This window comes from Citrobacter sp. wls708, assembly GCF_005281255.1.
Lineage (GTDB): Bacteria > Pseudomonadota > Gammaproteobacteria > Enterobacterales > Enterobacteriaceae > Citrobacter > Citrobacter werkmanii.
Genome location: NZ_SZXE01000034.1, coordinates 82,512 through 94,650 on the forward strand (window position 1 = coordinate 82,512; position 12,139 = coordinate 94,650).

Here is a 12,139-nt window from a genome sequence, read left to right on the forward strand (position 1 = left end):
TATGTTGGTGAATCTGTGTGACTACAAACAAAGCGTGACGCTCATCGCCAATAGCGGTGTGCAATTTCTGGATTTTGGCCTGACGCCGCAGGAATCTGCGCATCATGGCCGCTTTGTGCGCAAAACGGCCAACGGTCCCCTGCTACGGCTGGACTTCGATCTGACAACGGGACGCTATACCTTGCCGGGCAGCACCGGCGGTCAGCCCGAAGTGGTGAAGCCGGAAAGCACCCAGACGCTGCATTATTCTCTGGACGTGCTCGACGGCATCTGGCTACCGCTGCCGTTCCTGCGCTTTAATCCGCCGCGTACGTTTGTTGAAGGCCCGGATAACTGGGCGCGTGTACAGGTGCGAAAACTGGCGCAACCAGACAGCGCGGGCAACACTCACCGCGTTACCCTGGCGCTGGACAGCCAGCTCACTGAAAATGCCCCGGCAGCGTTAACCCCCAACGAAAATGACCTGCTTAACGGTACGCGATTTGCACTGGCCTGGCATGATAACGAAATTGCCGATTTCCTCGACCAGACCTGGATTGACGGCTGGCTGCGCGAATCCTTTATGCATCATGTCACGCAGCATGAGAATCGCTCAGAACATGAGATCCAGCAGGCGCTGCGTAATTTTGAATATCAGGCGCACTGGTTAAATTTGTTAACCCTGTTAGGCGAACAGCTTTCTATTCCTGAAGTCAAGCTGGTCACACATACGCTCAGCACACCGGCGATTCCCGTCGATCTGATCCTGGACATTGGTAATACCCATACCTGCGGCGTCCTGATTGAGGATCACGGCGATGCCAATGATGGACTGCGCCAGACCGCTGAATTACAGGTGCGGTCATTAAGCGAGCCGCAGTTTCTTAACGATCCGCTATTCACCAGCCGACTGGAGTTTTCCGAAGCGCGGTTCGGTAAACAGCACTTTTCCGTTGAGAGCGGTCGTGATGACGCCTTTATCTGGCCGTCGATTGTTCGCGTGGGCGATGAAGCCCGAAAGCTGGCGATGCAACGTATGGGTACGGAAGGCAGCAGCGGGATCTCCAGCCCGCGCCGTTATCTGTGGGATGAAACGCCGGTGCTCCATGACTGGCGCTTTAGCCAGATGAATGGCAAAACCCAGCGCGAACCGCTGGCTACCGCCTTCCCGCTGATGAATCTCATGAATGATGACGGACAACCGCTGTTCAGCCTGCCGCAGGATGACCGTCTGCCGGTGTTCTCACCGCAATACAGCCGCAGCACGTTGATGACGCATATGCTGTGTGAGATCCTGGCTCAGGCGCTGGGTCAAATTAACAGCGTGGCGACGCGTTTGCGCCTTGGTTTCCCGGCCTCTCCTCGCCAGTTGCGCACATTGATCCTGACCCTACCCTCAGCGATGCCAAAACAGGAGCGCGAGATTTTCCGCCTGCGTATGTTTGAAGCCATTGCACTGGTCTGGAAAGCAATGGGCTGGCACCCGCAGGATGAAGACTTCACCACCCGTAAGCAGCAGGAAAAGAGCGTGGTTCCCGTCCCTGAGATCCAGATGGAGTGGGATGAAGCCAGCTGCGGTCAGTTGGTGTGGCTGTATAACGAGGCGATTTCCCACTACGATGGTCACACGGAATCGTTTTTTAATGCCCTTGCCCGTCCGGACCGTCTGCCGGAACCTGGTGAGATTAAAGGCCGTGCACTGCGCGTGGCATCCATCGATATTGGCGGTGGGACCACGGATATGGCCGTCGTCCATTACCAGCTTGATGACGGCGTTGGCGCGAACGTCAAGATCACCCCGCATTTGCTGTTTCGCGAAGGCTTTAAGGTTGCGGGCGATGACATGCTGCTGGACGTGATTCAGCGTTGCGTTCTACCTGCCCTGCAAACCCGCTTGCAGCAGGCTGGCGTGACCGACGCCGCCGCATTACTGGCTACGCTGTTTGGCGATTCCGGGCGCATCGATACTCAGGCGATCCTTCGTCAGCAAACGGCATTACAACTCTTTATGCCGCTCGGTCATGCGGTACTCTCCGCCTGGGAACAAAGCGATATTAACGATCCGGTAGCCGGACTGCATGCCACCTTTGGCGAGCTGCTCAGCCAGCAACCCACGCGTAACGTGATGAACTATATCCAACAGGCTATCGATCATGCGTTGCCGTCTGGTTCGCCAGCGTTTGATGTTTTGAGCGTGCCGTTACAGGTGCAGTTCAGGCAGTTACAAGAAGCGTTACTGGCGGGGCAATTTACCCTGACCTCGCCGCTGCACGCGGTTTGTGAGGCTATTTCACATTATCGTTGCGATATTTTATTAGTGACCGGCAGACCCGCTTGTTTACCGGGCGTACAGGCGTTGATCCGCCATCTTCAACCCGTTCCGGTTAATCGTATGATCTGGATGGATAACTATCGGGTGCACGAGTGGTATCCGTTCAGTCAGCAAGGGCGGATTGGCAACCCCAAATCCACCGCAGCAGTCGGTGCAATGCTATGCAGCCTGGCGCTGGATCTGCGTTTACCGCGCTTCAATTTTAAAGCTGCCGATATCGGCGCTTACTCGACCGTACGTTATCTTGGCGTGCTGGATAATACGGTCAACACGCTACGCGATGAGAACATCTGGTATCACGATATCGATCTGGATAAACCCGGCGCGAAGCTGGATACCCGTTTGCACTTCCCGCTGCGCGGCAATGTAACGTTAGGCTTCCGCCAATTGGCAAACAGCCGCTGGCCTGCCACGCCGCTGTATACGCTGAGCATAAATTCTGCCGAACTGGCAAAAAGTATCGCCGGAGATGGCGTGTTAAATGTACGGCTGCAGTTACGCGGCGGCAGCAAAGAGAGCGGCCCGGAATGCTTCGTACTCAGCGATGCCTGGTTACAGGATGGCACCCCCGTTGCCGCCAATGCCTTAACGTTAAAATTGAATACGCTGGCGGATCGTCGCCATAGCGGTAGCCATTACTGGATTGATAGCGGGAGCGTGTACCTGAAATGAGTAAGATGTTAAACACCGCGCAGGCCGTCATCGAGTGGGTAACAGAGACCCGCCAGCGTTCCGTACGTCTTGATGATGAGGCGGATGCCCTGCTGACACAACTTACGTTAGCCGCGGTTAATGAATCTGCGCTGACAGCGACCTTTTCAGCACGAGGCTGTGTTGGGTTATATGGGCACTCACAATCAGCGAAAGCGCATCTGCTCGCGGCATTGTGCAGCAATGCCAATGGCAAAGTGAACATCGTGACACCGGATCGCAGTTTTGATTATTTTTCGCATATTAATCCGGGGCATGCACCGACCAATATGGCGATTCGCTTTACACGTGAAGATAATCCGCTCAATAGCGAATGGCCGCTGCGCTTACGCTTACTCAGTGAAGCCGAACTGGTACAGCTGTTTATCACACAGTTCTGTGCGCTTCCGGACAACCGCCAGGTTGAGAAATCGATTATTGAGGCGCGCCTGGAAAAATGGCAAACCCTGCGTCAGCGTCATCCGGTGCAAGGCATCACGGCTCAGGATGTCGCGGCAATCGGTCGTTTCTGGCGCTCCTGCGTACCGGCTAATCAGCAGCAAATTGACGATGCGCTATGGCATCAGTTTGCTACGCTTCTCCCCACTCTGGATCTGACGACCCGGGCAAACGCCTGGGCATTATTGTGGGGAGAACAACCAGAGCTAACGCAGCAGTGGCTGGCGCTGGCGCATACGCTGCAACAAACCGGGAACGCGCAAGAACTGGCGGCTCCGCTGAGCCTGTTGGTTGACCATTTTGGTTTACCTGCTGAGAGTTTTCTCACTCAGGTGGCATTGCACGGGAGTGAGGCGCAAAGTGATGTGGTTGTTCATCCAATTGAAAACCATCAGTTGCTCAATGCGGTCAGTCTCTCACAGGCATCACTAGCGCTGTTGACGCGCGAGCTGATCCTGACGGTGGAAGATGCTGTACTGGAGAATGTCGATCTGCTCGATATCCCTCTCGCCCTGGATGCTCATCCCCATCCGCTGTGGCAAGCAAAATTAGGCTGGATGCTGGAGCATTATCGCCAGCAACTGCAACCGGATGTGCTCTTAATCTGCAATGCGGTATCTACCCGCGCCCAGACGCCAGCCATTACCCGCAAGCTGCTGGGCTGGGTCAACGATACGCAACCCCTACATGACGCCGCATTACCGGGCGTAGTCTGGGCCATCACCCCACAGGATGCGCGTTTTAGCACCCAGCAAAACCTGGATGAGTCCGTACAGCAATTAATGGGCAAACCGGGACTGCACTGGGGTACGCTGCAGGCGCTGGATAACCACAGCTTACAACGCCTTGTCGAATGGCTGACTCAGGCGACTTCACCACAACAGCGTCAGGCCAGGCTGACCTCTCTGCGCGAACAACACCAACAGCGCATCCGCGAAACGCTGATGAGTTGGATTAACACCCGCGCTGATGAGTCAGGTAGCAGCGAGTCGGTGATCCGCCAGTTACAATCCCAGGCGGCAAAACATGGCGAGCTACTGGAGGGGTTACTGCCGCCAATGCGCCTCTTTGAGTCGCTGCTGCGTGTTCATCAGCCGCGCGAGGAACAGGTGAACGGGCTATTTAATGAAGAGATCGACCTGTTTGCTGAAGTGCGTGACATACCGCACTCGCCGGAAAGCAAAGAAACTGGTTATCTGGCACACAAAATGTGGGTTAATCACGTACGTCAGTGGTGTCGCGATGAAAATAATGCGCGCCGTTTAGGTCTCGATCCTCGTACGCTAAGGCAGGTGGCTGACATTCTTGTGACCACCAGTTATCGCCTGGAGATGCCGCAACGCTTACAGCGCATGATGCAGCGCGAAAACGTCTGTGCAGCGCAGCTACATGCCGATATTGGGGATTTTATTACCTGGCTTGGATTTACCAACGTTGCTGAGGAACAGCGCCCTGCCAGCAGGATCCAAAAAGGCGCGGCTATTTTCAGCGCGCCAAAGCAACAACCGATGTCGCGCCTGGCCAAACTGGAAGAACAGCCCTCGCACGGCGCAAGCCGCTATGTTTACGACTGGCTGGTTGCTTTGTATACCCGCGCGAATGAGAACGTGGGATATCAGCACCCACAGGATGTTAATGAAGTCGACAAAAAACGTTTAGATGACCTGCTTTCCTGCTGAAACGGCCTCATCAGAAAAGTGAAAACATCAGCGCGACGGGAAAGCTCATTGGCCAGGTCGCCCCGACTAATACCGCGCTGAGAAAACGAATCCGCTTTTTCTCGCGTGACAGAAACCAGGTGATGATTGCCGTGATAGCGGCCATCACCGCATAAAAGACCAACATTTTTTGGTACAGAGACATGTAAGGCATCCTGGCCGGAAGGTGAAATCGCGCGCAATATGCTCTTTTTCATGACTCACATCAAGTTTTATTAATTATTTTAAGAGAAACGGCGGTAAAACAACCCGTTTTCATTATGTTCAGAATTCGTACTATTGCGGATAGTTATAACCCGTACTATACCCATAGGGGTTAAAACGAAAGGTGGCACAAATGAATGTTTCCAGTAAAACTGTGGTGCTGATAAATATATTTGCTGCTGTAGGACTTTTCAGTCTGATTTCCGCAAGGTTCGGCTGGTTTGCTTGATGTGACTCTTCTGAATTAATTGCAGCGTCCACTGGCAGAGAGGGTTTTCTCTCTGCCATTAGCCAACGATCTTCCCACTCTGCCTTCATCCGGTAAATCATCCTTAGGATGTAATATCCCTAATCCTTCTGCGGCATTATTTGCCTGTAAAGCGGGCTGGCGTGGTGCCGGTATGCTGACGGAAAAATGCAATAAAAGCACTGTCACTGACAAATTCCAGATGTTGCGCCACCTGACTACCAGGACTCCCGTCAGCCAGCATTTCCATGGCTTTTAACAGTCTAAATTGCTGCCGCCAGTGCTGATAATTCATCCCGGTATCTCTGATGAAGATCCGACTGATGGTCTTCTCACACGCCCCAACCCGTTGTGACAACTGATTCAGTCGCGGTGGCAACGCCCCCATGCGCAATTGCTCAAGCCATACGTCCAGCCGTGGATCTGAGGGAAATTGTAATGTCCAGTTTTCACTACGCGCGGCCCGCAATTCCTCACAAAAAACGGTGATGAGGCTGGCCTGTTGCACCGCAGGCATATCCCATGACCAAAAGGCCATGCGTTCTATGACTTCGAAAAAAAGTGGATTAACCTCGACGATATGCATTGGCAGATCGGATAACGGCAGCGAGGTTGAAAAGTACAAAGAACGATAAGCCATTACGCCACGCATGATGGCGCGATGAACCGTACCGGCCGGGATCCAGACCGCACGCCGTGGCGGCAGCAGGCACAGGGCCTGCTCCAGTTCAATCGTGATGCTCCCCGCCGCCGAAAAAAGGAGTTGATGACGAAGGTGGCTATGGCGTCCGGAATCGTGTACGCCCATATCGGCGGCAATCCCAATTACCGGGTTATCAAAGCTATCCGCATCGAAAATTTCATCGGGGGCAATTTTCATTATCTGTCCGATATTTGATATATAAAGTCCTGATAATAGTAATAAGACATACCCCTTTCAGCAATAATTCCCGCCTGTTTTCGGTCTCTTCGGATATTGCTATGAATATTCTTCGTCGTCCGCCGCTTTGGCTGCTCACTCTGCTGATAATGTTTCCGCAACTGGTGGAAACCATTTACAGCCCGGCATTGCCAGGTATCGCTACCGCTTTTCACATAAGCAGTGAACGTGCAGCTCAAACACTCTCCGTTTACTTTGTGGCCTTCGCCGTCGGTGTGGCGATGTGGGGCTGGCTGAGCGACAGTATCGGACGACGGCGGGCGATGCTGGCAGGACTAATCTGCTACGGCACAGGTTGTGCATTGGCCATTGTTGCCAATAATTTCAACGTGTTGCTGCTGGCGCGGATGGTGTCAGCCATCGGAGCGGCTGCCGGGTCAGTCGTGGTACAAACCATATTGAGGGACTGTTATGAATCAACCACGCTATCCCGCGTCTTTTCTGTGATGGGCGCCGCGCTGGCCCTGAGTCCGGTTTTCGGCCTGCTAAGCGGAGGTTGGCTGGTGTGCCTGTATGGTCATATCGGTGTATTCGTTGCTCTTGTTTTGCTGGCGATATTACTGCTCATACTGACAGCAACCCGTTTGCCGGAAACAAGGCCGGAGAATACGATCCGCCCGCGGATGGCTGTGCTCCTTCTCCGCATGGCACGGGACGATGAGCTGTGGAAAAATGCTATGCTGATCGCCCTGTTAAATACCATGCTGTTTAGCTATTACAGTCTGGCGCCATTTCTTTTCAGACAGTTGGGATGGAGTTCCAGAGCCTTTGGCTGGACGGGAGTGTTACTTGCGCTTGCTTCGCTGTCGGGAAGCCTGTTGAATCGGCGTCTGTTAACGACAGGTCTGACGCCGCAACAGCTGGTACGTCATGCCTGTGTGCTGGCCATGTTCTCAGGTCTGGCGGCGTGGTGGCTACAGCATACTGCATGGATCCTGATACCGGTGTTTGGGGTGGTACTGGCCTATGGTATCGCCATTCCCAATGTATTGAGCCAGGCACTGCGTCGCTATCGTGAACAAGCCGGGGCCGCTGGTGCTTTGTTCGGGTTAAGCTATTACCTGTTGCTGGGAATGATGCTGGGATTGGCTGGCATGGTGCAACAACTGGGGCTGGTGCTGAGCGTCTGTGCGCTACTTGCCTGGCTTTGCAGCTACCGCCGCTGATAACTGGACGGTATACCTGAAAGCACAAAGCCCCGGCGTTAAGCTGGGGCTTTGTCGTATCAATTAGCCTGACCTCGCGGATATTTCCAACTTACCGCCGTCCGATGGCGACGAGGCCAGTGGCGCGAATAGTATAGAGACCCGTTTGCTAATTTTTAGCTATCCGTGCCTCTTTTACGTTTCGTGTCTGGGAGGCTTAAGAGCAAGCACTGACACAGTGCTTGATTGTTACAGTCAAAGATCCAAGGCATCTTACCAAATTTTTTATTCTGCAAGTGTTCACTATCGGTCAACTCACATGTCAAGCTCACGCGGACTGCGAAAATCAATGCGCAAAACCCCCTACTCTCATATGCAACGATATATAGACAGTATATACCCAATAAACCTCAAGATGCGGGTTTGAGTACCTGAAAGCGATCGTTAATTCGGAATGTCAGTGAGTCTGCTATATCCGGCAGCGTCTGGTTAAATAAGACAGATATTGCGTCCCTGAGCTCTAGCGTACTGCTGAAGTAGCGATTATTCCGGGCATGTTCGTTCATTAACTTCCACATTCGCTCTATCGGATTCAGATTTGGGCTGGAAGGGGGAAGGTAATGCAGCCTGATATTTACCACCTTTGCCCAGTCTTTCACTAACTGTGAACGGTGGTAACCTGCCACATCCAGGATGACATGGATTTTCTGGTTATAATCAGGATGCACCTTACGTATCTCATTGAAAAAATGATACATTATATTCATTAATGGTTTTATATTCACAGATTAACGGAGAAGCCAGCGCTTTCAGATTCAGCGCCCCCATGATATTCAATCATGTACGGCTACCCGTTGTTTCCACCGCTTTTTTCTGGCCTTTACGTATCCAGCCATAGCTGATTTTAGTGGCCTGCGTCGGATGGACTGCATCAATATAAAGAACCGGTTTATCACCCGCAGTTGTTTTAATTTCGTCATAATATTCAATGAATTGCCTTTTTCCTCTTCATTGAATTTATGGGGGATGTCTGGCGGTCTTTTGTAGGTGAAGCCGTTACGATGCAGTTACTTGTTCATTCCAGGATAACTGGCTGATTAACAAAGCGGTTTGTTCAGCACTGCGCTTACTGTCTGAGCCACCATTTTGGGGCTTCAGCTTGCCTTTGTTCAGGAACTCGCTGATATGGTGGCCAACAGTTGTCAGATGCAGACGCAAAGCCTGGGCAATCATGGCCGAACTCCAGCCTTCAGAAGCCAGAAGAATAGCTTTAATGCGATCACAAACCCGCTTGTCACGACTGGAGTCATGGAGGCGTACAAGTTCCGCTTTTGTTGGTTGGTGATGAAGATTCTCATGGTGGGCAGCATGATCTCCAGTGGCTGAAAAATCCAGCATCTTCAATGATCACCGGTATAAATAGTTATTGAGGGTCGATCTAACTATCGGTAAATGCTAAACTCCTGACCTTTCAGAATTTACCGATTTCTATAATGTTAAAGTTATTTAGTCGATATGTTTCAGTTGGTGTAATCAATACGGCACTACATTGGCTCGTTTTTGGTGTGCTGCTTCACTTTTTCGGGGCAAGCCAGGCCGTCTCTAACGTAGTTGCATTCTGTGTTGCGGTTACGTTCAGTTTCTTCGTCAACGCAAAATGGACCTTTAAATCTCATGCAACATCAGGACGCTATATTGCGTTCGTATTATTTATGGGATTTATGGCAGCACTGACAGGCCATATAGCCGATGCTCTTGGCGCACCAGCTGTTGTGACCCTTGTTGCATTCTCTGCCTTCAGTCTGATTGCTGGTTTTATATACTCAAAATTCATTGTCTTTAGGGATGCGAAATGAAGATTTCACTGGTCGTTCCGGTCTTTAATGAAGAAGACGCAATCCCGATTTTTTATAAAGCGGTACGGGAAGTTGACTCGCTAAAGCAGTATGATGTCGAAATCGTCTTTATTAACGACGGCAGTAAAGATGCTACAGAGTCCATAATTTATGCGCTTTCTGTGGCCGATCCACTTGTCATTCCATTATCGTTCACTCGTAACTTCGGGAAAGAGTCCGCTCTGTTTGCTGGTCTTGACTATTCCACCGGCGATGCTGTCATTCCTATAGATGTTGACCTTCAGGACCCGATTGACGTTATTCCAGAGTTGATTGAAAAATGGCAGGCTGGCGCAGATATGGTCCTTGCAAAGCGATCCGACCGTTCATCAGACAGCAGGCTTAAGCGAAAATCAGCTGAGTGGTTCTATAAATTACACAATAAAATTAGCAATCCGCAAATTGAAGAGAATGTTGGCGATTTTCGACTAATGTCTCGTGAAGTCGTCGATAACATTAAGTTAATGCCGGAGCGTAATCTGTTCATGAAGGGAGTTCTAAGCTGGGTAGGCGGTAAAACAGATGTCGTTGAGTATGCCCGCGCTTCTCGCATCGCTGGAAGTTCAAAATTTAACGGCTGGAAGCTTTGGAACCTGGCTCTGGAAGGTATAACCAGCTTTTCGACATTCCCTTTACGTGTGTGGACCTATATCGGTCTTTTCGTAGCAGGAATCGCGTTTCTATATGGAGCATGGATGATTATAGATACGCTCGCTTTCGGAAATTCTGTACGTGGCTACCCATCCCTCCTTGTCTCAATACTTTTCCTTGGTGGGGTGCAATTAATCGGAATTGGAGTGCTTGGCGAATATATAGGTCGTATTTATATTGAAACTAAGCACAGGCCAAAATATATAATAAAAAAAACTAACTATAAAGGTACTTGGAAATGATTACTGAAAAAAATAGCAGAAAATTAACACCCATTTTGCTATTGCTTCTTACAGCAATGTCACTTTTTTTCTTTCTGCATTTACACCCTACGGTCATTATATCTGGTGATGACTGGGGTAATCTAACTGTCTCCAGAGGACTTTATCCTCAATGGGGTATAGCAAATCCGATAAAGGTAATGCCTGAGGTTGGGTATCCTTTGTTCGCCACGTTATCAACAACGTTGATTATGCCACTTGGTTTTGGGTTTCTTGAATCGTTTTCCATCATTACAGCAATTTTCATTTCTTTATTGCTAACATTCTTTTGTCATCAGTTACTTTTGCTACTTAAAATCGGGTTGAAAGCTAATTTTTATCGAGCTTTTATCTTAACTATCCTTGCATATTCTCTGATTTTTTTCTTGTTCAATGAGGCGGGAAATCATAAGAGTTTATATATGCTATGGGAAGTTAATATAACATGTTTTTATCATTACATAGCACCCGCTCTTATTAACTCAATATTAGCAATCTACATTATAAGAAAAAAAGACATGCTTTCAATTGTCGATTTTAAAAAAAATGGTTTTGCATTTTGTTTAATAATATTTTTAATTTCATATATCGCTATCTTCTCAAGTTTATTTGCTAACGTTATTATAGCGGTCACATGTGGGGTCTTATTGTTATTCGCTTTCATCGAAAACAGTTTTTCTATAAAAAAAACAATCCAAAAATGTCCACTGCATATATTAATAATTTTAATATGGCTTATCGCTGTCGTATTTGAAGCAAATGGTGGAAGGGCAAGCAGTCTTGGGACTGGTTCTCTTGACATTGAAGGTTCTGTAAAGATTTTTAATGATCTTTTATCACAAGTGCAACCAATTTTCATTTACAGCGGATCTTTTTTGATTTTGGCTGGGCTGGCAATATCTACATATATATGCATAAATAGCACCAATAAAAATAATGCAAAAACATTCTTTATATGTTTTCTATCTGGCATACTTACTTTGGTTGCATTAATTCTTCTGTGCTCAAGGGCTGGTAGTTATTATGCCGCAAGACCAGTAGTAATGTGGGGGATATTTCTTTTTTGCTTGGTTTGCGTGCTAATTTCTATTGATTTTCTATCAAGAAAAACAAGTAAAGGAACTAACTTATTTCTCACTATTGTAGTTTGCTTGATGGTATATTTTAATGTTACTAAGGATTCAACCCTTCAAGAGTCCATCAATCTTAACTTAAATTACAAAGAAGGGATTACAGTAAGTCAATACATTATAGACAAAGTTGTTGAAGCAGAAAAAAACAATCAAAAAAATCTTATTTTGGCTGTTCCCAAAGGAGATGACAATGATAACTGGCCATTCCCATTGTATGAAGGCCCGTTTATTAGCAAGGCTTTGAAAAAACATGACTTAATAAAAAATGATATTTACATTGAGGTTAAGCCAGACCCTTCACTTAATAAAAAAATGTCAGTACCATTAAATTAATATCATTTGGGGTGATATCCACCCCTTTGACGAATAACTTAAGAACTAGTTCAATTATAATAAATGATGGACATAATGATTAAATAGTACCCTACAGTCTCCTAACAAAAAAAGTTGCCACGATATATTCACATCTATCGCGGCAACTTAACA

Annotated in this window: 8 protein-coding genes and 2 pseudogenes; 7 read left to right on the forward strand and 3 right to left on the reverse strand. The window is 48.9% G+C overall.

Going from position 1 to position 12,139, the window contains the following annotated elements; all coding sequences use genetic code 11:
• Position 1: 1 nt before the first annotated feature.
• Positions 2 to 2,983: a virulence factor SrfB gene (locus FDW97_RS19000; RefSeq protein ID WP_038643177.1), complete on the forward strand. Its 2,982-nt coding sequence runs from the start codon at positions 2 to 4 to the stop codon at positions 2,981 to 2,983.
• Positions 2,980 to 5,139: a virulence factor SrfC family protein gene (locus tag FDW97_RS19005; protein WP_137351480.1), complete on the forward strand. Its 2,160-nt coding sequence runs from the start codon at positions 2,980 to 2,982 to the stop codon at positions 5,137 to 5,139. Before FDW97_RS19000 ends, FDW97_RS19005 begins: the two co-directional genes overlap by 4 nt.
• Before the next feature lie 10 nt (positions 5,140 to 5,149).
• Here FDW97_RS19005 and FDW97_RS19010 read toward each other — a convergent pair whose 3' ends face one another.
• A complete protein-coding gene (locus tag FDW97_RS19010; protein ID WP_069324931.1) occupies positions 5,150 to 5,323 on the reverse strand; it encodes a GhoT/OrtT family toxin in 174 nt (57 codons plus the stop codon).
• A 192-nt stretch (positions 5,324 to 5,515) separates the two neighbouring features.
• On the opposite strand from FDW97_RS19010, the gene yncL reads away from it, so the two are divergent.
• Complete coding sequence (gene yncL, locus FDW97_RS19015) at positions 5,516 to 5,611, forward strand: stress response membrane protein YncL (protein WP_071524268.1); 96 nt, start codon at positions 5,516 to 5,518, stop codon at positions 5,609 to 5,611.
• 119 nt (positions 5,612 to 5,730) lie between these two features.
• Here the strand turns inward: yncL and FDW97_RS19020 are convergent.
• Positions 5,731 to 6,509: pseudogene (locus tag FDW97_RS19020) on the reverse strand (helix-turn-helix domain-containing protein).
• 101 nt (positions 6,510 to 6,610) lie between these two features.
• On the opposite strand from FDW97_RS19020, the gene FDW97_RS19025 reads away from it, so the two are divergent.
• Positions 6,611 to 7,735: a multidrug effflux MFS transporter gene (locus FDW97_RS19025; RefSeq protein WP_085048172.1), complete on the forward strand. Its 1,125-nt coding sequence runs from the start codon at positions 6,611 to 6,613 to the stop codon at positions 7,733 to 7,735.
• Between the two features lie 389 nt (positions 7,736 to 8,124).
• On the opposite strand, the pseudogene FDW97_RS19030 reads toward FDW97_RS19025, so the two are convergent.
• Positions 8,125 to 9,084: pseudogene (locus FDW97_RS19030) on the reverse strand (IS630 family transposase).
• A 123-nt stretch (positions 9,085 to 9,207) separates the two neighbouring features.
• Between FDW97_RS19030 and FDW97_RS19035 the strand changes: the two are divergent.
• The 3 genes from FDW97_RS19035 to FDW97_RS19045 are packed head-to-tail and all read left to right on the forward strand — an operon-like array spanning position 9,208 to position 11,986.
• On the forward strand, positions 9,208 to 9,570 hold the full coding sequence (locus FDW97_RS19035) for a GtrA family protein (protein WP_085048171.1): 363 nt from the start codon (positions 9,208 to 9,210) through the stop codon (positions 9,568 to 9,570).
• Positions 9,567 to 10,502, forward strand: a complete 936-nt coding sequence (locus FDW97_RS19040) for a glycosyltransferase family 2 protein (protein ID WP_085048170.1) — start codon at positions 9,567 to 9,569, stop codon at positions 10,500 to 10,502. The genes FDW97_RS19035 and FDW97_RS19040 overlap by 4 nt, the downstream gene beginning before the upstream one ends.
• A complete protein-coding gene (locus FDW97_RS19045) occupies positions 10,499 to 11,986 on the forward strand; it encodes a hypothetical protein (protein ID WP_085048169.1) in 1,488 nt (495 codons plus the stop codon). Before FDW97_RS19040 ends, FDW97_RS19045 begins: the two co-directional genes overlap by 4 nt.
• Positions 11,987 to 12,139: the final 153 nt, after the last annotated feature.